The sequence below is a fragment of the Paenibacillus sp. AN1007 genome, from assembly GCF_040702995.1.
Classification (GTDB): Bacteria; Bacillota; Bacilli; order Paenibacillales; family Paenibacillaceae; genus Paenibacillus.
Genome location: NZ_CP159992.1, coordinates 4,626,910 through 4,649,726, shown reverse-complemented (window position 1 = coordinate 4,649,726; position 22,817 = coordinate 4,626,910). Strand labels below are relative to the sequence as shown.

Here is a 22,817-nt window from a genome sequence, read left to right as displayed (position 1 = left end):
ACATAAGAAATAGAAGTTTACATAATGGATGTGCCACTCTAAATCGAATGGAGTCTGCCCATGTTCAAAAAAATTCGTTCTCTGTTCAAGACGCAGCCAGAGCTTGTGAGCCCACTTACCGATGCTGTTACAGCTTCAGCTCTGTCAACCGCAGCTGCTGTTCCTCCACGTCTTGTACGCAGTCGGCGCAAGAAGAAAAAGTCGGATATGGATTGGATCAGTGTGCCGCAAGAACCTACGACCTCCGAGCTTCTGCTTGGTCTGCCCAGTGAATATAAAGTGTTGAATGATCTTCTGGTTACCAACCCGAAGTCGCGTTCGGGGTATTCACAGATTGATCATGTGGTCATTGGGCCGCGGGCAATCTTTGTCATCGAAACCCGGAACCTGACAACCGGAGAGATTCGCGGCGGCCGGCGGGAAGCGAATTGGTCGGTGAGCAGCAGTCGTGTCAAAATGTACAATCCGCTGATGCAGCACCGTGCTCATGTTGAAGCCATTCAAGCACATCTTGGAGAGTACAAACGTGTGAGACTTGTCTCCATGGTGACATTCACGAATCGCTGCCGAATCAGCGTTGATCCAGCCGTAAGGTATGTCAATTCCGATGAAATGGTAATCTACGATCATGAATTGGTGGAGACGATTCAGCGCAAGACAGAACGGCTGGAGACAGAGCTCCCTGAAACTTTGTACCCAGAGCAGGATATTCAGGCGATCTGGAACATACTGAACACAGCGAATTCAACGGATCATCTGATTCGGGCCGAGCACATGGCGAAGGCGAAAGGGATCAAGTAATCAGCAGTCAGATGACAGGAGTCTCGATTTCGGATTCAGCAAACATATAACAGGGATATTCCGGGGCATAATGCCAATCTCCGGAATATCCCTGTTGGTATTCTAATTCCCATCAAGGTAGATGAAGGGTTTGAACATGGCTGGTATGCATGAAGCGTGCGGAACCCTCGGCATCAATGACTTCAAGCATTCTATTGCTTATACTTTTCAGCAATCCTGTCTGTTCGGGTTTGTAACCCAGGTTCAGGATGACAAGTTCTCCTGTCATTTTTTGCAGCTGTTGATCGAGGGTGCGAGACAGCGAGATCGAAGAGGGCTGTATCGGGAAATGCTGATAATCCATTGCATAAGGTCTGCTGTTGGCAGGAGAAGGGATAATGTATTTCAAGTGATGGATAGACACATAGACGGATTGGTGCAAAGGAGAATAGAAAATGAAATAATCGTTCATGATGCTGGTAATATAGCCGTGCAGCGTTCGTCCACCGATGGAGATTTCACTAAATTTTCCGCGAGCATTCATGAGCACTTTTCGATAAGAGATATTGTCATGATCCATTTCAGGATCTGGTGTGGGCATGTCCATATGATTTGAATTTTCTTCTGATTTCATAAAACGCAACGTTTGAAGATGATGGAGCGGCACATAAATGTAGCGTTGATTACCATACACGACCATGATATCTTCACCTGCATCTATGACCTCACCCTGGATAAGCAGCTTACAGCCGGATAGCTCAAATTCAATGTTTTTACCTAACATCGCTGCAAGTTTCACAGTATACCTCCTCTCAAAACAGTACAGCCACCCAAATATATAAGGAAAACAGGCTGATTATTAAACTGATGGGTATCACAATGAAGGTCACCTTCATATACTGTTTCCATGAAACTCGAATATGGTGAGTCCGTAATATATACATCCAAATTAAGGTAGCTAGTGTGCCTATAGGGGTCAATAATGCTCCAATGTCACTGCCTAATATATTGGCAAGGTACGCCAGATGCAGCTGGGCATCACTCAAATGAAGGTCAGTAACAGCAAATGTTCCGATCATGACCGAGGGAAGATTATTGAACAAATTAGACAGCACCGTCAGCAGTAAACCGGATACAGCAATAAGACTGGCATTTCCATTCGCTGCAATCGGACCTGTGAATTCAGTAATCCATGTTGTCATTCCGGCTCGGTGAAGACTATCCACGATAATATAGATACTGAAGGCAAAGAGAAGAATATGCCATGGCGTCTGCGTGATGACGTCCTTCAGTCCGGAGCGTGTACGGTACCATCGTACAGCAAGCATGAGAACCACACCGGTGATGGCGACGATCTCCATGTGTATACCGAATTGTTCCGCCAGAAAATATCCTGCCCGGATGAACACTACAATTCCGATACAGACACGGAACAACCACCAGTCTACATTGTTTTTGAAGTTGTCGGATTCAGTCGTCTGAAGCGGATGATAACCTGAACCAGATGCGTTTTGCATAGATATCGGAAAATGGTGGATAGCTCTGGGTATGCTTTTGCGAAAATAGTAGAGCAGCAGGAGAGTCATGGCGGTAATCCCGAGCATGGATGGTATAAACATCATCTGAGTGTAGGTGTTCAGATTTAATCCCACCATCTTCAAGGCGATCAGGTTAGCAAGGTTGCTTAGTCCGATGGGGGCACTGGAAGCTGTAGCGATGAGTGCACCGGAGATGAGGTAGGGCAGCTGCTGATGCATTTTCAGACGCAGCATGACACAAATTCGAATGATAATGGGGGTAGTGATCAGAATGCTGCCGTCGTTGTTAAAGAAGATGGTCATGAGAAAACAGAGTAATAGAATGAGCCAGAATAATCGGAAGCCGGAGCCGCGTGCCTTTTCAATCATATTGACAGCAATCCAGCGAAAAAAGCCGATACTATCCAGAATGATGGACATAACAATGGTAGAGAGAATCGTGATTGCTGCACCAGATACAATTTCGAAAATACCCAGGATATGAGTTAGACTGCTCACACCGGTTATAACAAGAAGCAGGGCACCAAGCGAAGTGGGTATAGATTCATTTAATCCGCCCGGCCGCCACATGAGAAAAATAACCGTGATGATGAATACCCCGAAGGTTAACCACAACTGGTAATCTGGCATTTACTGTGATTCACCTCCCAGGGGGAGAAGTCCTTGTGAAGATGGAATCAGATGTTCGTGAGTCGGGGCAGGCCTTCCCGGCATAACGATCCAGTACAAAGGCACACCTGTCAAGACGATTGCAATAAAGATCAGCATGATCATTCCCCCCTTTAAACTGGCAGTAAATTAACTCCTCATTATCGTTGAACTACCTTGCTGAATTAACGTTTGCCACCAGACTTGTTTCCACGAGATTGATTTCCCCGTGATTTGCTGCCACCAGACTTATTTCCGTGAGACTGGTTTCCCCATGACTTGTTGTTTGATTTAGTTCCCTGATTTTTGTTCCCTTGGGATTTATTTCTGCAAGCTTGGCTGCCCGTACTGCGATTCCCTTGGGAACGATTGCCGCCGGATTGCGTATTTTGTGTTTTGTTCCCTTGGCTTGTGTTGTTACTGTTGTTATTATTGCTGCTTCCGCGAACCAGAGAGACGGATTTTACGTGCTGCAGCGGAATACGAATGATCTCCTGATTTTTTAAAGTCAGAATCAATTGGCTTTGGTTGGCATCGGCCAGGATACCTTCCACTTTTTCAGGACCTCCACGGTTGATCTGTACTTGGCGGAAGCGAAGTGCCTGCATAACTCCAAGGAATGTGTTGGATGGAATCGGATTCCCCATGGGTCCTCTAACTCCGCCGGAACGGCCAGTGTCCGTAATGCTTTTGACATGAGATTCATTTACATACACGATACCTTCTTTGCAGCTCACTGCCATATAGTCCCAGCGCACATCCATCAGCGTACCTTGTACCGAATCGGGTCCTCCACGATTGACCTTGACTTCTCTTCCGACTAAACCTCTCAATCCATGACCGTTCATAGACATTGTATATTGCCCCTTCCCTGATATAAGTTCAGATAGGCCGATGACGGTTGTTATATGAATCCCTTCCACTCGTCATTGGAGTCTGTCTGTAGTTTAATCATATGTGTACGTAACATCGGAGGAACCAGCAGAACACTATTTATATAGTAAATTGGCAGGAATCTATGAAAGAAATGGTAATTTATAGATTGCTGTTACGTTTTATCAGCTAATTTTACATATGAATTTGCATATGGTTCCTAAAAAAGGCTGTACAATCGCCCTTCCGTCCTGATGTGTATGTGCATAGGATGGTGTAACAGTCTACGGGCTAATTCCACAAGTGATCGAAAGGCGGATGGAAATGACTCTACCTGTCTACCACATCCATGTCTCTGCGAACGAATACCAGCAGTTAACATCGAATATATGGTCAGAAACGTTTGTAAATGGAACGATGCATATAGATGGTAAGCAGCTTCCCATTCGAATTCGGTACCGGGGAGGACATACACGTGCTTATGTCAAAAAATCATTCGAGGTTCGTACATCCAGCCGCACGTACCACTTCAATGCAGAATACGATGACCCGTCACTGCTGCGGAACGCCCTTTCGTTCCAATTTTTTGAATCGATTCGTGTACCAGCCCCTGCTTCGCGCCACTGTGTACTATATCTCAATGGCCAGCTTGAAGGGGTGTATTTACGAATCGAAGGGGTGAAGTCCTCTTTTTTTCGTCAAAGGAGAATGCCGGTCCGGAGTATTTTCTATGCCGTCAACGACCGTGCCGACTTTGCACACTCCTCCAGTTCATCTGAATCGGGAACAAACGTGCTGTCGGGATACAGCCTGATTCGGGGCAGTATGGAGGATCGCAGAAGGCTGCGCAGATTTATACAACAATTAAATGCCAAGTCGAAAATGGATTTATTCCGTTTTTTGCAATCGAGAGTGGATATTGACAACTATATGCGCTGGTTAAGCGGGGCTGTGCTGACAGGCAACTTTGACGGATTTCATCAGAACTATACATGGTATGAACAAGCCAGGAATCGAAAATACGGCATTCTGCCTTGGGACTACGAAGGGACTTGGGGAAGAAATTGTTACGGTGTAAAGGTCAATCCGAATTTGGTTCGCATTCAGGGATACAACAAACTGACGGGCAGGCTGTTGGCATTCCGTGTGTATCGTGGGCAGTATAAGAGGCTGATGCATCAGCTTCTGGAGAATGCATTTACGGAGAAGAAGGTCATGCCGCTGGTATACCGTCTGCACGATGAGATCAAGGAAGATGTGAAGAATGACCCTTACATGAAATGGCCGATGAACGTCTTTCTGAATGAACCCGAGAAGATTCGTACGTATGTGAAGGAGCGCCGGGAGCATGTGGGCACTGCGTTGAATCAGCTCTAAAGATACCCAGGCAGCGGGCAGCGCTGACTTGGGTATTTTGTTTGGTTTATAGTCAGCATGTTATAATGTGCAGTCGATTTCAGGTTAAAAATTAAGGTTAATACTAAAAATGAGAAGAACGTAACGATGTACAGCTGGAAAATGCGATATAATAGTCGTATGGGTTACGTGAAATTTTACATAGCTTTAAAGAAAGAGAATAACGGAGCTTATGGTGTAAATATGATGCAGTATCGCCATGTAACGTGCTCCGGGCCGGAGGAATGGGAATGCTCAAGCTGTTTGTTCACTTGAAAAAGTACCGGGTCGCCGCCATTGCAGCGTTAGTCATGATGCTGATTGAATTAACGGTGGAGCTGGCGCAGCCGTATCTGATCTCCAAAATCATTGATAGCGGCATCCAGCAGGGAGACTTGGGCGTCGTTTGGATGTGGGGTGGTGTATTGGTTGGCAGTGCGGTCATCGCGTTTGCCGCCGGGATTGCAAGCTCATTTTTTGCCTCCCATGCCAGTCTGGGGTTTGGGTATGACCTAAGAGAGAAGCTGTATGACAAGATGCAAACGTTTTCCTATGCGGTGTTCAACCGATTTGCCACATCATCGCTAATCACCCGCTTAACCGGGGATGTGACTCAGGTGCAGGATACGATCTTCATGAGTCTGCGTTTCATGACCCGTGTTCCGCTCGTAGTAATCGGAAGTATGATTATGGCTATAGTGGTGAATCCGAGACTGGGCCTGCTGCTCGTTGTCATGGTGCCGGTGCTGCTCGTGGTTGTCATCTGGATGATTAAAAAGGCAGCGCTGCTGTTCCGCAATGTGCAGCGCAGACTGGATGCCGTGAACAGCATCATCCAGGAGAATCTGACAGGCATTCGGCTGATCCGTGTGTTCGTGCGGATGGGCCACGAGATTGAACGATTTGCCGGATACAGCGGCAAGCTGATGAAAGGCACAATCTCCGCGCTGCGTCTCACGGAGACAACGATGCCGTTCATGCTGCTGATGATGAATGGCTGTATCATCGCCGTGTTATGGTTTGGACGCAAGGATATTGTTTCGAATTCGGCTACCGTTGGTGAAGTTGTCGGGGTCATTAATTATCTGCTGCGTACGATTGGAGCGTTATCGATGCTTTCCTGGATTTTGGTAACATTTTCACGGGCGAGCGCTTCAGCACAGCGTCTGAATGAAGTGTTTGAAACGGAGGATATGTCAGAGACGGAGCGTACGGGTTCCACAAACTCTTTTCGTTATTCGGACAGCGACGGCTCTGCACGAAATAGCCAAGAGCCGCGCACTGTACAAGGAGCAGTTGAGTTCCGCGGAGTGGGCTTCAGTTATCCGAATAGTGAGATCCAAGTACTGGAAGACATCTCGTTCTCAGCCAAAGCAGGGGAGCGAATTGCCATTATGGGGGCAACTGGATCAGGGAAATCCTCTCTGGTACAGCTGATTCCACGACTGTATACGGAAGAACAGGGTGAAATTCGTATTGATGCTGTGGATGCGTCAGAGCTGGATCTTCCGACGCTTCGCAAGTCCATCGGTTATGTTCCGCAAGAAGTTGTTCTGTTCACTGGTTCTGTACGAGACAATATTGCTTGGGGACGAGAAGATGCCACAATGGAAGAGATTGTGGAAGCCGCAAAGCGGGCTCAGATTCATGAGACTATTGAGCAGCTGCCGAATGGATACGATACACAGCTTGGTCAGCGTGGAGTCAACCTGTCGGGTGGCCAAAAACAGCGTTTATCCATTGCGAGAGCTTTGGTGCGCCGCCCAAGCATTCTTATACTTGATGACAGCACAAGCGCACTGGATGTAGCTACCGAAGGGCGACTGCTGAACGCACTGGAGGAGCTTTCATGTACCACGTTTATTATTACGCAGAAGATCAGTTCGACCACCTCGGCAGATCTCATTCTGCTGCTGGATGACGGACGGCTGATCGGGCAGGGTAAACACGAAGACTTGATGGAATCGTCGGAGCTGTACCGCCGAATTCATGAATCACAATACGGGGAGGGCGCACAGTATGTTCAAAGCACTCATTGAGCCGTTCCGCCAGCCTCGGCCTGCACTTGATTCGGAGTCACTCCGTTCAGGAGGCCAGCGCAAACCGAAGGCGCGAGCCAAAAACTGGTCGGGCACACTTGGACGCATCTGGGGTTACCTCTCTCGCCGCAAGGTCAAGCTTTCGCTTGTACTGCTGATGGTGTTTGCCAGCTCCGCTTTGGCTCTGCTCGGACCTTATATGGTCGGCGCAGCAGTTGACCAATTCATCGCTGGTGAGGCGAACAGCTCCAGTTGGACCTGGTTTCTTCTGGGTCTGGCAGCGGTGTATATACTCTTTTCCCTTACATCCTGGCTGCAGAATATATGGATGATCGAGATTGCTCAGGAGACGGTATTCCGTATGCGCTTTGATCTGTTTGCTCATCTGCATAAACTGCCGATTCCGTTCTTTGGCAGACGTCAGCAGGGCGAGATTATGAGCCGGGTTACCAATGATATCGAGAATGTCAGCAGCACGCTGAACAGCTCGGCCATTCAGATTTTTTCAAGTGTGCTAACGCTGGTCGGCACATTAGGTGTGATGCTGTGGCTCAGCCCGCTGCTGACACTGCTCACCTTCATCGTTGTGCCGCTTATGGCTCTCGGTATGCGCTGGATTACGCGCAGAACAGGTCCGCTTTTCAAAGAGCGGCAGCGCAATCTTGGGGAACTCAACGGGTATATCGAGGAAACGTTATCCGGGCAGCGCATTATTAAAGCCTTCTCACAGGAAGAACGCGTCGTTCGCGGTTTTGAGGAACGGAATATGCGCATCCGGATCTCCGCATTCTGGGCACAGACGATATCCGGTTTTATTCCAAAACTGATGAATGGACTCAATAACCTGAGCTTTGCCATAGTAGCGGGGATTGGGGGGATATTGGCAATTCAAGGCTCCGTAACGGTAGGGGTCATTATTATCTTTGTAGAATATGCGCGTCAATTCACACGCCCGTTAAATGATCTGGCGAATCAGTGGAACACGCTGCTGTCTGCGATTGCAGGGGCGGAGCGGGTGTTCGAAGTGCTGGATGAGGATGAGGAAACGAAGGATGAAGGGGCGGCCACAGCCTTGGATAACATGGAGGGCAGTGTCCGGTTTGATCAGGTGTCATTCGGATATGATGAAGGGCGTGATATTCTGCGCGGTATCAGCTTTGAAGCGAAGCCGGGCGAGATGATCGCGCTGGTCGGCCCAACAGGGGCAGGGAAAACAACGCTGATCCAGCTTCTATCCCGTTTCTATGATCCAACCAGCGGCACAATTACGGTTGACGGACACGATATGACGACCATTCGGCGTGAAAGTTTACGCTCTCATATGGCATTTGTACTGCAGGACTCATTTTTGTTTCAGGGAACGATTCGGGAAAATATCCGATTCGGGCGCCTGGATGCAACCGATGAAGAGGTGGAAGCTGCCTCCAAGCTGGCGAATGCGCACTCCTTTATTATGCGGATGAAGAATGGTTATGATCGGGTGCTTCAGGCCGATGGAAGCGGTATTAGCCAGGGGCAAAAGCAGCTGCTTGCCATCGCCCGCGCTATTCTTGCTGATCCGTCCATTCTGGTACTGGACGAGGCAACCAGCAGCATTGATACCGTGACCGAGATCAAAATTCAGGAAGGGCTGGAGCGTCTGATGCAGGGCCGCACCAGTTTTGTCATTGCTCACAGGCTGAACACGATCCGTCAAGCAGACCGGATTCTGGTGCTGAAGGACGGACGATTGCTGGAGCAGGGATCACATGAGGAGCTGCTTCAGCAGGGTGGATTTTATAGTGAGCTGTATCACAGCCAGCTGCGGAAGAAGGCGCAATAGGCGGCCCGAGAGCGTTGCTTGTTCTCCCGATGCAGGACTGAAGCGCAGACAGAACGGGGAGTTTAACAACAGAAGGATTGAAGACCGAAAGGGGCTTCAATCCTTTTTTTATTGTGCAGGAAAGAAAAAGAGATCGGTGCTGCTTGACAGAGAGGAAATGGCGCTGTATATTTAGTTCGTAAACACTTAGATATCTAATATTTAGGGATTGAACCCGATTGGGATGTGATATTTTAAACGTAAACATAAGAAGAACAGGGGGAAGATGCATGCGTAAAAACACACCGTATTCGGACTTGTTTCAAACCATTGGTATGAAGATCAAACGCAAAGCTGATGATCAGGTCAACGAACTGGGATTAAATGCGCAGCAGGGAAGAGTTATTGGCTATATCTATGAACATCAGGACGAAGGATTAATCCAGAAGAAATTAGCTGACGTATTTAACCGCAGAGATGCAACGATTACAAGTATGTTAAAAGGACTGGAGAAGAACGGTTATATCGTTCGTAAAATTCCTGCTGATAATGAACGGCAGAAAAATCTGTACGTACTGCCCAAGGGCGAGCAGGTGATCCATGACGTTGAGCGGATGTTTGCTGCCGTAGAGAGTGAGATTGTGAAAAGTTTGACGGATGAAGAACAGGCACTATTAATGCGTTTGCTGACTAAGGTTAATCAGAATTTATAAGTTCGGTCAAAGATGATCAAGGTACGAACAGAGCAGGTGAACTGCTCACAACCAAAAGCTTAGAATTCAAACTATTAACATTCTACTAATCTGTTGTGGATGTAAGGAGATGCCCTGTGATCTGTAGTTTTTTTATACGCTGAAGTGAAAAGATATTGATGTGGTACGTTTTTTTGAATTAATACTTAGAATTCTAATTGTTAAAGAGTTAAGAAAGGTGGAGAGTTACTAATGAAAGAAAAACATTCAAACTCTTATTATCTGGACAAAGCGCCTGTACACAAGTCGATTATGCATCTGTCCATCCCGATGATGCTTGGCATGTCTGCGGGAACGTTATATAACCTTATCAACGCGTTCTTTATCGGTCTGGTGCATGATACGGGCATGTTTAGCGCAATTACCCTCGGATTGCCGATCTTTACGGTATTAATGGCTGTTGGCAATATGTTCGGCGTGGGCGGGGGCACATTCATTACAAGACTGGCAGCGATGGGAGAGAAGGAAAAAGCGAAGCGGGTCGCAGGGTATTCCTTTTATTCCAGCGTGGGTATTGGACTGCTGATTGCGCTGATTGCCTGGCTGTTTACCTCTCCCATTGTCCATGGATTAGGTGCAGATCAAGCTGTGTATGAGTACACAAGTCAATATGCCATTACACTTCTGGCAGGCGGAGCTATCGTTATTCTCAATTTCACACTGGAGCAGCTGGTTCGGTCGGAGGGTGCTTCAAAAGAATCCATGATAGGCATGTTCATCAGCATTGCAGCCAGCATCGTTCTGGATGTCCTGTTTATTCTGATATTGAACTGGCATGTGATTGGAGCCGCCTTATCCATTGTATTAGCGAATGCTTGTTCCGCAGCCTATTATGTTTGGTTTTTATCCCGCCGCAGCGAGAATTTAAGAGGATTTCTGGGACATTGGAAACTTCAAGTTAAAGATCAAATGGAAGTATTCAAGATCGGTGTATCTGAACTGCTGCAGACCTCTTTTCTTATCGTATCTACGCTGCTGCTCAACCACTACGCAATGATCTATGGAGATGGCATTGTAGCTGGATTTGGCATTGCTTTACGGATTGTACAGCTTCCCGAGTTTATTACGATGGGAATCTTTATGGGGATTATTCCGCTGGTCGCACACAGTTTCGCGAGTCAGAAGTTCGACCGTTTGAAAGCTGCATATAAGCAGGCCGCGCTGTATATCATCGGAATTGCTGTTCTTTTTATAGGTGTCGTTTATGTATTCAAAGAATCTATAATCCGGTTATTCTCTACGGATGCCGCAGTACTGGAGGCCGGAGGTTCGATTCTGGTGGCAATGCTGATCTCTGCTCTGTTCACCGGATTAACAGGACTGTTTACCGGCATCTTCAAAGCAGTAGGGGAAGGGATTCCAACGAATATCATGGCTGTGTGTCAGGGCACGCTGTTTATCCCGGTCATTATCATTTTCCACCAATCCTTCGGTCTTACAGGCATCATCTGGTCTATGACAGTAACGGAGGTCATTACGAGTGTGCTGGGCCTCATCCTGTTCGCTTATCATTACAAACGGATTGATAGGCTGCAGGAACGGGCCGCTGTTTGAAAGAAGATGTATAGGGATAAATATTAATCGTAAAATGGAAAAGTATACCATGACTTGGTGTGAACAAGTGATATACTGGTATGAGCTCGGAGTTCACAAGGAGGGCTGTATCTCAATTGAAAAATCCTAAACTGGCATATCGACTTATATTACTCAATATTATTTACGGTCTAACCCTGTTTGCCTATCCCTTCGTGCTGATGATGAGCTTGTACTTGTATGCCTTTCGGGAGTCCGGTACACATCCATTCTTGGATACCACAGCAGCCATCCTGATGGCCACATATCCCTTTGGTGTGTTATTCTCACTGATATGCTGGGTATTCTATCATGCTGGCAAAAGCAAATGGGCAACAGCAACAGCGAATCTGATGCTGGTCTGGGCAGCTGCTTTTCTCATTGTGGTCTTGATCTCGGATACGATGTTTCAGTAAACACATGCTGCTCTAACCCGTCTAAACATAGGCTTAGCCCTCGTTAATTAAATTGCTTATGCAAGTAAGAAAGGACAGAACCTGGTAAACTACGGTTCTGTCCTTTCTTCATAACTGCCTACGTTACTCTCCGCCAAATTTCAGCAGATCACTTTCCAATTATGATTGGATCTGACCTCAAGAGGCTGATGTCTGCGAATATAATCCTCCACCAGTGCAGCCATATCTGCGGCACCTTCATGCAGTACTTTTTTCCCCGGATACATTGCATAATCTCCTCCGCCTGCCGCACGATAGCTGTTCATCACCACAGAATACGTGCCATCCATCTCCAGCGGTTTGCCTCCACGCTCCAGCTTCACGACACGGCTGCCTGCAGGCTTGGAAATATCCAGCTCGTATTCGATGCCAGCCCACATGTCATAGTTATAGTGCTGCGGTTTGGGCTGCAAATATGCCGGGTTTACGATCACCTTCCCGGAAGTGTCCAGTTCGAAATAACGTGCAGTCTGCTCCAAAGCCTCCCGAATATCCCGTCCCCTAAGTTCAAGCACAGTCAGCGTGTTGGGGTAGATGAAGTTGGATAACACGTCGCGTACCGTAATTTGATTACCGAATCCTCGGGCTTCTTCGCTAAGCATAGCGGTGTTGGAAAGCTGAGCCCCTGTCGCCTCCAGCTGTACCTGATGTACAAAATCAATAAAGGGGTGTGCTTCAAGCCGGAGCTGTGCGGCACTGGATATCGATAAATCCTCATTCGCAGCTGCTTCGCCGATGGGCTGATCCAGCCATGTCTGTGCCATCGCTTCCAGATCATCCGTCAGCTTCATAACGACCGGATCAGGTTGTAGATCAGGATGTTCTTCCAGCAGCAGCAGCCGTGCTGTTTTGCCCATAACTTCCCACCTGCCGTCTGGAGACTGCTGAAGCTGTACGGATACATGACCTGCTCCGCTGCCATTAAATCCGGGCTGAATGACTGTTACACCATGGATTTCGGCTGTTAACTGGCGGTGCTGATGACCCGTCAGGAGCACGTCGATCCCTTCGATCTCCCGGCAGATGGCGTATGCCTGATTTTCCCCGGTTAAGCGCTCTGCAGGTTCACCTGTCTCCAGATCACATTCAAAACCTCCATGATAACTGACCACCAGTACGTCGGGCTGTTCATATTCACGAATATACTTCACCCACGTACGAATGGTTTCCAGTGCGTCCAGGAAGTGCAGCCCTTCAATATTTTTCGGATGCTCCCAGTTAGGGATGTAATGTGTGGTGGCACCGAGAAGTGCGAGTTTAACTCCCGAAGAGAGTATCTTGATGACATATGGATGTCCAAAAGCAGGAATATCCTTCCCATCAGGGGCAGCTGCAGATTCTTCAACAATATTGGCGGAAAGCCATGGAAACGAGGAGTCTGCCATCGCTCGGCGCAGCATTTCCTGCCCGTAGTTGAACTCATGATTGCCCGGTACTGCGGCATCGTAACCCAGCTCGTTTAACACATTAATGAAAGGATGAATCTGGGTTTTAGGTGTGTGGGAGGCTGCATAAGAAGCCAGAGGAGCCCCTTGAAGCAGGTCTCCGTTATCGATGAGCAGCAGTTCAGGCGAGCGGTCGCGTTCCCGGCGAATCAGAGAAGCCAGCAGGGCAAGACCGGTATGACGATATGCGTTGGTATTGTAATGGATCGGGCGAATCGCCCCGTGAAGGTCACTGGTGAACAGAATATCCAGGCTGGCTGTAGGGGGAATGCGTGTCATTTTACAATCTCCTCTAATATATAAGTTTAGATATATGGTTCAAACAGCAGATACAGCAAAGAGAAACAGCCTGAACGACAGGCAGCAGGCCTTATTTTATACGTGTTTCGTCCTTGATGATCGACCATAATGAGCCTATTTTAACAGAAGAATGTCCCGCTGACAGCCTGACAGGAAACTTTACAAAACTCCAAATTCCGTTTCACATCACGCAAATATTTGCCAATTATAGTAGACAAGTAATGAAAATCAGAAAAACTTTTGGAGGGTGTTCGATTGAAGAAGTCTGCTTTATTTTTACCATTGTTGATTTTGGTACTGTTCCTGAGTGCATGTGGGTCTAACGCTGCATCCAATTCGTCAAACGGCGCGGAAGCCAATTCAAGCGCGTCCGGCACATCAACCGAAACGGCAGAGAAAGACAAGACCGCTGAAGGTTATGCACCTACGGAACTGACGGTGCAATTCGTTCCTTCCCAGAATGCAGACACCCTTGAAGCGAAGGCTAAACCGCTGGAAAAATTGCTTGGAGACAAGCTGGGTATCCCGGTGAAAGTCAGCGTATCGACAGATTACAACACGATCATTGAGGCTATGGCTTCCAAAAAAGTAGATGTAGGTTTCCTGCCTCCAACGGCTTATGTGCTAGCGAAGGAAAAAGGGGCAGCACAAGTTATTCTGCAGGCACAGCGTTATGGCGTTAATGATGAGACGGGTGCTCCGACAGAGCAGCTGGCCGATTCGTATAAATCCATGATTATTGTGAAAAAAGACTCCCCGATCCAGTCGGTTGAGGATCTGAAAGGCAAAAAAATGGCGTACCAGAACGTGACGTCTTCCGCTGGTTATGTATGGCCGGCAGCCCTGCTGCTGGATCGCGGCATTGATCCTTTGAAAGACGTACAGCCTGTAACCGTTAAAGGCCATGACCAAGCTGTTCTTGCCGTGTTGAACGGGGATGTAGATGCAGCAGCGATTTTCCAGGATGCCCGTAACACGGTGTCCAAAGACTACCCGAATGTATTCAAAGACACACGTGTTCTTGCTTTCACTGAGCCTATTCCTAACGATACGATCGCCGTTCGTACCGACATGAACGCAGATTGGACAGCGAAGATCAAACAAGCCTTCATCGATATCGGCAAAGATACAGAAGGTCACCAGATCATCAAAGAAATCTACACGCACGAAGGTTATGTGGAGTCCGATGACAGCAAGTTTGATATCGTGCGCCAGTATAACGAGAAAGTGAAAACCGAGTAGTTTTCGATCCAACAAGCCATTCGTGACTTTTGCACAGTGAACAGGCCAGTTCAGCGTAATTGACGCTGTTCTGGCTTGTGCCGTTATTACAAGTTTCTGCTGGGAACAACGGAAACGATATAAATATTATGGATGAAAGAAGGAGTAACGGGATGATTGAGCTTCACAATGTGACCAAAACGTATGCAAACGGCACGAAAGGCCTGAACAACATAAATTTGGAATTGAAGCAGGGAGAATTTATCGCCGTGGTCGGGTTGTCTGGTGCAGGCAAATCCACGCTGCTGCGATCCATTAACCGGCTGCATGATATCAGTGAAGGTGAAATTCTGATCAACGGAAGCTCCATCACCAAGGCGCAGGGCAAGCGCCTGCGCATGATCCGGCGGGATATCGGCATGATCTTCCAAAGCTTCAATCTGGTGAAACGATCCAGCGTGCTGCGTAATGTACTGGCTGGTCGGGTAGGGTATCATTCTACACTTCGTACCATTTTGGGACGTTTTCCAAAAGAAGATGTTGAACTGGCCTTTGACGCTTTGGATCGGGTGAATATTTCCGAGAAAGCTTATTCCCGTGCAGATCAATTGTCTGGCGGACAGCAGCAGCGTGTGGCCATTGCTCGTGTGCTGGCTCAGGAAGCAAAAATTATTTTGGCCGATGAACCGGTTGCATCCCTTGATCCGCTGACGACGAAACAGGTCATGGATGACCTGAAACGGATCAATCAGGATCTCGGGATTACAACGATTGTTAACCTGCATTTTATTGATCTGGCGAGAGAGTATGCAACACGTATTGTCGGTTTGCGTGCAGGGGAAGTCGTTTTTGACGGTCCGGTGGAAGAAGCAACGGATGAGCGCTTTGCTGAAATTTATGGCAGACCGATCCTCGCCGATGAATTGTTGGACAAGCAGACCGTGCATGAGCAGGGAGAAGTGCTGGTATGAAGGGACAAACCAACGTTTCACTTGAACATGAAGGGCGCGCAGGTGCAGGTAAGGAACCTGGGTCCCGCCTAGGACAGATTGTGAATCGCCCCAAACCACCGGGGAAAACAAAACATCTGCTGACGCTGGTCATCATCTTGCTGCTCTTGTGGGCAAGTGCGAAGCAGACAGGTGCCGGGGTTACAGAGCTGTTCACGGGATTTCCGGAGATGTGGAAGCTGCTGAAGGAGATGTTTCCGCCGCGCTGGAGTTATTTTGACAATATCGTGCAGGGGATGCTGGAAACGATCCGTATGGCACTGCTGGGAACAACCATCGGTGCGATTTTTGCAATTCCCATCTCGATCCTCTGTGCGGGGAATCTGGCGCCAAGCCGCTGGATCTATTATCCGGCCCGTTTGCTGCTGAATCTGATTCGTACGATCCCGGACCTGCTGCTGGCCGCTTTGTTCGTCGCTGTATTTGGTTTGGGCCCGGTTCCGGGTATCCTCGCGCTGGCTGTATTCTCGCTGGGTCTGATCGCCAAGCTCACGTATGAAACACTGGAGACGATTGACAAAGGGCCGCTTGAAGCGATGACTGCTGTGGGTATGAACCGGATCCAGCTCATCGTGTACGGTGTCGTTCCTCAACTCGCTGCTCAGTTCACGTCCTATGTGCTGTATGCCTTCGAGATTAATGTACGTGCCGCGGCTATTCTTGGCTTGGTCGGTGCGGGCGGGATTGGGCTTTATTATGAAGCGACGCTCGGATTCCTGGAGTACGACAAGACGAATACCATTATTATTTTCACACTAGCTATCGTTCTGATTATCGACTATGTGAGCACTAAGCTGCGGGAGAAATTGTTATGATGAATAATGAAGTGAGCCGTATTCGGCCAAGATCCAAGCCGCGGAAAAATCCGCTGCGCTGGCTTATCATGCTGCTGTTAATTCTGGTCTATGCGTGGGCTCTTGCGGGCGTGCCGTTTACCGGTTTCAAGGAAACAGCCGGGCAGATTATGAAAGCCATTATCGCGGGCATTTTCTCGCCCGATTGGAATTTTGTCTATTTGCCTGAAGGAGAGGATCTGCTGCGAGGATTGCTGGATACGCTCGCGATCTCTGTACTTGGCACCGTGATCTCCGCTGTGCTGTGTATCCCGTTTGCCTTCTGGTCCGCACGGAATATGAGCGGTCATCGGGCGATCTCGGGTGCGGGAAAAATGATGCTGAGTTTTATCCGTACATTTCCCGAGATTATTATGGCTCTATTGTTCATCAAGGCCGTAGGTCCCGGATCATTCGCCGGGGTGTTAGCCCTTGGACTGCACTCGATCGGGATGCTCGGTAAACTGTACTCAGATGAGGTTGAAAATATGGACTACGGCCCGTCTGAAGCTTTGCTGGCTTCCGGAGCAACGCGTATGCAGCAGCTCTGGTTCGCCATTCTGCCGCAGGTCATCCCGGGATTTCTGAACTATACGCTGTATCGGTTTGAGATCAATGTGCGTTCTGCCACCATCCTCGGTGTAATCGGTGCAGGCGGGATCGGAACTCCGCTGATCTTTGCGCTCAGCACACGTAACTGGCCGCGTGTCGGCATCATCCTGCTCGGCATTATTGTGATGATCACCATCATTGACCTGATCTCGGGATATATTCGTAAGAAGCTGGTTTAGTAGAACATGCAGCTATTCTGGCATCCGAAATTCAAAGTAAGAAGAAGGCTGATTGAGCAGGTTCATTCCGCAGTCTATGATGAGAAGCAGCCCATGCATCGGCATGGAGCTGCTTCTTTGATGATGTCATTTAATTATGGGAGAGGATATGAGTGCGCACGACTCGAACAGCTCTGCTCATTTGTAAAATAACGATTTATTTAAAAACTTTTTCGGAATTATAGTTTAGAAGTACATTGAAATTATGATACGGTAGAGTTATACATTTTTGATAGAGGAGGGGAAAGATGAGAAAAAAGGTCAGAATGGCGAGGTCAGATGATTTTAGCATAGAGCTGGTTGAAACGTACATATGGAGCTGTTGATTATAAGGTTTTAGGTTTTAAAGACCCAAGTTGTTTGAGAGAAGGTGGCCCGGCATATGGGGATATTTTATTTGATATGGATCATGTTTATGGCACTTTTACTGCTCTACAGAATGATCTTTCAGAAGTTTCAAAAATATAATCGCGAGAACATCGGAATTAGTGCCGTTCTCATTGTTTTTACCGGGAGCAGCTATTCGTTCACGCAGATGAACCTGTTTTTTGTCATTGGTGTGATGGCTTTAGCTGCTTATTGTGCAGTATGGAACAGCATCCTATTTGTAAGGCAAAGTGATGAGAAACTGCGCCTGAAATGACTTTTTAATACTCGGATGAAAGAGAATCCTGTGCAGCGCGTTTAGCAGTGAAACGTAAGGAGTAACTTTATAGACAGATCGAAGCAATCGGTTAGTAAAAAAGGCAAGGTGTGTGACGTGAGGTTAAGTGAAGTGAAGTAACGAAGAAAATTGCAAAAAGTAAGGTGAGTTAAGGTGAGTTAGGGTGAGCTAAAGTATGGTTCGAAGTCTAATTGTGCTCCCAGCTAGAATGTCAGAGTAGATGGATTGCGGGTGCGGAGTACCAGATGAGTCAGTGTTTGAGGATGAGGGGAGTATGAAACTAGTTGGTGAGCTAGCCTTTGAGGAGGAGGAGGGTGTGGTCTATTTTAATACCTAGGTGACCGCTAACGATCTCCAGGAGCCTTATTTAGCCCAAAAAGCTCTCTTTAATATTCTAACGATTCGTAGTGACGCTATTTGCTGCATTTAGCCCATTTTCACCCTCCAGGAGCTGAAAAACAACCAAATAGCGTCGCTGAAGATCGTTAGGATTTGAAATGTGGCAAAAACGAGCAAATAAGGTCTTTCAGAATCGTTAGCGCGGAGGGAGCCTGTTTAGATGGTGATTCGCTTCTTCTCAATGACTCAGCGTCTGTTGACGTTTGCAAATAAATACTAAACGATTCTTCAAGCGGTTGCGAAAAGATTATAAAGATGTGTATCACTGATTATGTGATACAAGCGCTGAACTCGCAGCACTCTCACTGATTTCGCGACGCTAGCGCTGAATTCGTAAAACTATCATAAAATTTGCAGCACCAGCATTAGATGTGTAACGAAAAAAACGAAACCAACACTGCCTTTTTCACGGACTGTGTAGTTTCGTTTTTTTACATTACGGTTTTTGTTGATGCTTTTTTTTACTGTTTACCTTACGATCTACCTTAATGTCTTCGTATCGTTTCTTTAGTTTATTTGTCACTATTGGTAACAGTCTTTGTTACTTTACTCATTACTAAACTTGTTACTGGATTTGCTGCTTGGTTCATTACTGCTGACGTCTCTGCGTACACTCCCATCCCTATACCTAATCCTCATACTGTCTAATACTGCTCCTATTCTACTCGTCATCTTGCTGTTATTTCTAAACTAGCTTGCCAAAGGCAAAACTGCTTTGTTCACCTGAACAGTAACCGTTTCGGTACTGGTCATACCTGCGGCGTTGATCAACTCGGCACGGTACGTATACGTTCCGTTCGCACGACCGCTTAGATCCGTCTTGGCCGTTTGAGCAGACGGTGATGCAGCATTCAACGTTTGGGTATCAATGAGTACATCATTTTCATAGAGACGGTATTCGGATGCATTGGTACCCCACCAGAGGTTCATGGTAACCGTATATTCGCCATCACCATCCCAGTTGTTCTGAGACAATACGGCTTTACCGGGAGCTGCATGCGCGATCCGAACCGTCAGCTCGTCACTGCGGGTTGTACCTTTATCGTTGATCAGCTCAGCAACATAGGTGTAAGTCCCGTTGGCTTTACCTGTAATCGCCGTTTTAGCAAACTGTGCAGCAGGTGAAGCAGCCGTTAATTTTTGCGTATCCACCAGCACACCGTTCTCGTAGAGCTTGTACTCGGCTGCGTTTTCGCCCCACCACAGATTCATGCTAACGTTGTATGAACCGTCGGACAAGCCGCTCGCATATCCGTTATCGGAAGAAAGTACCGGTTTGCCCGGCGCTCCTTCAGCTGGAGTGGAAGGTCCTTCGCCTCCACCTTGTTCTTCCGCAGCTTCAATGTCATTCGAGCTTCTCGGTTTCAATTGAAATACGTCTTTGAAAATAGCTGAAATGCCTGTGATATCAATCTTGTCACCAGCCGTATAAGGGAAAGTCGTTTCACTTACACCAGTACGTGTATCCACACGCACATGTGTGCTTGTCCCGTCAGAAGCTGTCGCATCAAATTCAAATGAACCGGCAGGCGTGGCGCTGATGATGTTTTGGATCGTTACGTTTTTCAACTGGACGAGCTGCCCTTGGTTGGCATCATTAATCGCAGTAACGAGAGTCGGAGCAGGAACAGCAGCTGTTCCTGTTTTCTCAATCGCAACCACGTCGGTTAACTCGAACTCACTATTGTAGATCGTTGTTGGTGCAGTCACTTTCACTTTGTCACCTACATCGAATCCGCTCGTGTGCTGGAAAACATAGATTCCGGCTGTTTCATCCTGAAGATAGAAGGATTGTCCGCCAAAAGAACCCGGTTTGGTGGTCACAACACCTTCAACGGTTACTGTAGTGCCAACCGCTTTGGTGCGTGCTTCCGCAACAGAGATCGCTGCTGGAATCGGACCCTCTTCTTCCGGCAGCGGCTGTGCAGGTACATTGGCGATGCTTACCGCATTGGTAATCAGGTTGCTGCCGTTCAGGCGAAGACGCAAGCTGGCATTACCATTCGTGCCTGGTTTAATGCGTACATTCAGGTCTTTAACTGCGCGGCCTTTGCTATCTGATGTTACGCTGAATGCAGAGCTGTATCCGTACGAAGTTGGCCATGTTCCACTGTCATTCTGAATCATGGCTACCTGTGTTCCGCCTGTTAGATAGATTCCGGCGCTGTAGCCGGTAACCGTTGTGTTTGGCGGCATATTCTCAACTACTACGCGGATTTGGAAATCTTCCGCGTTAGGCAGGGTATCCTGCTTCACAAAGCTGTACGCTGCATTAGCGCTGGATGCAGGACCGCCGTAAGAGCCTGGTTTGAACGTGGAACGGTCATACCACTTGTATCCGGCTGCAGGAGCAGCCCAAGGTTCAGCTTGCGGCTCCGTCGAAGCGGCAGGCTCCTCAAATGGCAGCAGCGCTGTAGCCGTATCCAGTGTAAGGCCGTTCACTTCGGACAGCTTGGTGTAGTTTTCCTGCTCAGCCAGCCAGTTTACCGTATTGACGAGCAGTGCGGCATCATCGGCTTCTTTGAAGCCGTCATACGTTGTTTTACGTGTGCCGGTCTCTTCACGCAAATATTTCGGGGATGCGTCTTCCACCGGGGAGGAATCACCTATGAAGGCTGCTTTGCCTGAACCCAGTTTGGATACAGCCACATAAGGTCCTTCTTCAATGCCGCCACCATTGTACACGCCCTGATCTACAGCATTATTCCATTTGGCGTTTGTTTTTGGCAGGTACACGATGCCTTTGGCTTTCTCAGGATCTGTGATTGCCAGCGTAGAACCTGCATGCATCGCTACAGCAGATACCCCTTCGGTAATGCCGAAGGCTTGATCAGCCGGCACGATGATATTGGCGTTAATGTCGCCGAGTGCGTTATAACGGAAACGTACGCCAAAGTTATCAGACAACCAGTCCGTGCTGGTTACATCCTGCATCGCTTCGGAGCTGCGCTCGTCAGCACTCATGCCTTTGGTCGGGTCTTCATATGCGCCGCGGCGATACCCGTTGATGACCTCGGAACCATCCCACCGGTTTTTGTTACGGTCGGCGTTATAATGATCTCCAATGAAGAAAATACTGCCGCCGGATTCAACATATTGTTTCAAAGCGGCCTGTTCGGACGTTTTGAAAGGAATCTGAGGTTCTGCAATAACGAATACGTTGTACTCTTTCAGATCATCATAGGTAAAAGGAGACGTTTTGCGCAGTTCTTTCACATAATAGCCGTCGTTCGCCAAAGCATTGGCAAAATCGGAGAATCCGCCATCGATGACCCAATCTGCCGCTCCGGCTGTCTGGCCGTGTGAATTGTCGAACAATACTTTTTTGCCGGCATTCTCATTAACAACCTTGGCTTGAATGAATGGTGCCGGGTCTGTCGGTCCTTCCGCATGAACCGAAGCATCTCCGTTCCACAATCCGATCTGAAGCGGCAAAGCCATAGACAATGCCAGGAGTGATTTTAACCAGACTCCCCGCAAACGTGTCAATTTACCCAACCAAATCCCTCCCAAAAATTAGTTGATTCATAACTTCGTCCATATTCTACCACATGAAAATCTCACATAGTCATAACAAAATGTAAAAATTAGATCGAAATTTGTAAAATTAGGTATTTCGTCGTGTTAAGTTATGTGAATAGGTCATTTGGATTATTGAGGTTCAGCAGAAGTGGAGAGGGGACTTGAATGAAAAAAAGTCATGTCTAGAATGGAAAAAGCCATCTCTACGAGATGACTTTGGCACGGATTCGATTGACTGCGTGAAAAACAGAGGATTTGATCATCCCCTCACTGCGGTCGACCATTTCGGCTGTTTCTTTGATGGAATATCCATGGATCAGGCGAAGTTCCAGAATTTTGCGATGCTCGGTATTGTTAATATGGGAGACGATTTCGTTAACGCCTTCGTTAATCTCCATCGGATGTGTATCGACATGGTATGTCTGTACTTCAAGACGGCTGTCGCGCCGCAGGGTCCGGGTACGTCTACGGAAGCTGTCCATGGCCAGATTGCGAGCAATACGCTTGAGATAATAGAGGACCCGGTCTTCGGGAATTGGTGTTGTTACGTTCATCAGACGAATAAAACAATCCTGTGTTAGATCCTCTGCATCCTGCGGCTGTTTGAGGATTTGGGATAGATACCTGGTGATTTCTGATTTATAGTTGGTGTAAGCATCATTGATCTGTGAGTAGTTCATAAGATGTGAATCCCCCTTGGAAATGGATCAAGCCTTGATTCCGGTCTGTTTGTTGTTCTG

General features: G+C 47.7%; 19 protein-coding genes. 12 read left to right on the top strand and 7 right to left on the bottom strand.

The features are described 5' to 3' along the window. Positions 1-60 precede the first annotated feature (60 nt). Entirely contained in the window at positions 61-801 is a 741-nt protein-coding gene (locus ABXS70_RS20975) for a nuclease-related domain-containing protein (protein WP_342554440.1), read from the top strand. Positions 802-913: 112 nt separating this feature from the next. Here the strand turns inward: ABXS70_RS20975 and ABXS70_RS20970 are convergent, their stop codons facing one another. From ABXS70_RS20970 to ABXS70_RS20955, 4 genes are all read right to left on the bottom strand, one after another. Further along, positions 914-1,579, bottom strand: a complete 666-nt coding sequence (locus tag ABXS70_RS20970) for a DUF2642 domain-containing protein (protein ID WP_366290542.1) — start codon at positions 1,577-1,579, stop codon at positions 914-916. Between the two features lie 13 nt (positions 1,580-1,592). Next, positions 1,593-2,948 carry an arsenic transporter gene (locus ABXS70_RS20965; RefSeq protein ID WP_366290539.1) on the bottom strand — a complete coding sequence of 452 codons (1,356 nt, stop codon included), beginning with the start codon at positions 2,946-2,948 and terminating at the stop codon, positions 1,593-1,595. Continuing rightward, positions 2,949-3,086, bottom strand: coding sequence for a hypothetical protein (locus ABXS70_RS20960; protein ID WP_342554443.1), 138 nt, complete (start codon positions 3,084-3,086; stop codon positions 2,949-2,951). 65 nt (positions 3,087-3,151) lie between these two features. Beyond that, positions 3,152-3,820: a hypothetical protein gene (locus ABXS70_RS20955; protein WP_366290536.1), complete on the bottom strand. Its 669-nt coding sequence runs from the start codon at positions 3,818-3,820 to the stop codon at positions 3,152-3,154. A 343-nt stretch (positions 3,821-4,163) separates the two neighbouring features. Between ABXS70_RS20955 and ABXS70_RS20950 the strand changes: the two genes are divergently transcribed. From ABXS70_RS20950 to ABXS70_RS20925, 6 genes are all read left to right on the top strand, one after another. After that, positions 4,164-5,216 (top strand): CotH kinase family protein, encoded by a 1,053-nt coding sequence (locus ABXS70_RS20950; RefSeq protein ID WP_366290534.1) that lies wholly within the window; start codon positions 4,164-4,166, stop codon positions 5,214-5,216. A gap of 263 nt (positions 5,217-5,479) precedes the next feature. After that, on the top strand, positions 5,480-7,273 hold the full coding sequence (locus tag ABXS70_RS20945; protein WP_366290531.1) for an ABC transporter ATP-binding protein: 1,794 nt from the start codon (positions 5,480-5,482) through the stop codon (positions 7,271-7,273). Next, positions 7,254-9,095: an ABC transporter ATP-binding protein gene (locus tag ABXS70_RS20940; RefSeq protein WP_342554447.1), complete on the top strand. Its 1,842-nt coding sequence runs from the start codon at positions 7,254-7,256 to the stop codon at positions 9,093-9,095. Before ABXS70_RS20945 ends, ABXS70_RS20940 begins: the two co-directional genes overlap by 20 nt. Before the next feature lie 269 nt (positions 9,096-9,364). Next, complete coding sequence (locus ABXS70_RS20935) at positions 9,365-9,787, top strand: MarR family transcriptional regulator (protein ID WP_342554448.1); 423 nt, start codon at positions 9,365-9,367, stop codon at positions 9,785-9,787. Between the two features lie 231 nt (positions 9,788-10,018). Beyond that, positions 10,019-11,380, top strand: coding sequence for an MATE family efflux transporter (locus ABXS70_RS20930; protein WP_342554449.1), 1,362 nt, complete (start codon positions 10,019-10,021; stop codon positions 11,378-11,380). A 116-nt stretch (positions 11,381-11,496) separates the two neighbouring features. Then, positions 11,497-11,814 carry a hypothetical protein gene (locus ABXS70_RS20925; protein WP_342554450.1) on the top strand — a complete coding sequence of 106 codons (318 nt, stop codon included), beginning with the start codon at positions 11,497-11,499 and terminating at the stop codon, positions 11,812-11,814. 140 nt (positions 11,815-11,954) lie between these two features. Here ABXS70_RS20925 and ABXS70_RS20920 read toward each other — a convergent pair whose 3' ends face one another. Beyond that, a complete protein-coding gene (locus ABXS70_RS20920) occupies positions 11,955-13,577 on the bottom strand; it encodes a bifunctional UDP-sugar hydrolase/5'-nucleotidase (RefSeq protein WP_366290526.1) in 1,623 nt (540 codons plus the stop codon). A gap of 276 nt (positions 13,578-13,853) precedes the next feature. Between ABXS70_RS20920 and ABXS70_RS20915 the strand changes: the two genes are divergently transcribed. The 5 genes from ABXS70_RS20915 to ABXS70_RS20895 all read left to right on the top strand — a co-directional run bounded on the left by ABXS70_RS20915 (position 13,854) and on the right by ABXS70_RS20895 (position 18,135). Next, positions 13,854-14,840, top strand: a complete 987-nt coding sequence (locus ABXS70_RS20915; protein ID WP_366290523.1) for a phosphate/phosphite/phosphonate ABC transporter substrate-binding protein — start codon at positions 13,854-13,856, stop codon at positions 14,838-14,840. Positions 14,841-14,992: 152 nt separating this feature from the next. Then, the gene (phnC, locus tag ABXS70_RS20910; RefSeq protein ID WP_342554453.1) at positions 14,993-15,790 is read left to right on the top strand and encodes a phosphonate ABC transporter ATP-binding protein; all 798 of its coding nucleotides are present in this window, start codon (positions 14,993-14,995) and stop codon (positions 15,788-15,790) included. Further along, positions 15,787-16,644, top strand: coding sequence for a phosphonate ABC transporter, permease protein PhnE (gene phnE / locus ABXS70_RS20905; RefSeq protein WP_342554454.1), 858 nt, complete (start codon positions 15,787-15,789; stop codon positions 16,642-16,644). Before phnC ends, phnE (ABXS70_RS20905) begins: the two co-directional genes overlap by 4 nt. Then, positions 16,644-17,453, top strand: a complete 810-nt coding sequence (gene phnE / locus ABXS70_RS20900) for a phosphonate ABC transporter, permease protein PhnE (protein WP_342556238.1) — start codon at positions 16,644-16,646, stop codon at positions 17,451-17,453. The genes phnE (ABXS70_RS20905) and phnE (ABXS70_RS20900) overlap by 1 nt, the downstream gene beginning before the upstream one ends. Before the next feature lie 421 nt (positions 17,454-17,874). Next, positions 17,875-18,135, top strand: coding sequence for a hypothetical protein (locus tag ABXS70_RS20895; protein WP_342554455.1), 261 nt, complete (start codon positions 17,875-17,877; stop codon positions 18,133-18,135). A 1,110-nt stretch (positions 18,136-19,245) separates the two neighbouring features. Here ABXS70_RS20895 and ABXS70_RS20890 read toward each other — a convergent pair. Both ABXS70_RS20890 and ABXS70_RS20885 read right to left on the bottom strand, forming a co-directional pair. Continuing rightward, entirely contained in the window at positions 19,246-21,996 is a 2,751-nt protein-coding gene (locus ABXS70_RS20890) for a DUF5689 domain-containing protein (protein WP_342556239.1), read from the bottom strand. Between the two features lie 284 nt (positions 21,997-22,280). Next, entirely contained in the window at positions 22,281-22,757 is a 477-nt protein-coding gene (locus ABXS70_RS20885; RefSeq protein WP_342554456.1) for an RNA polymerase sigma factor, read from the bottom strand. Between the last annotated feature and the right edge of the window lie 60 nt (positions 22,758-22,817).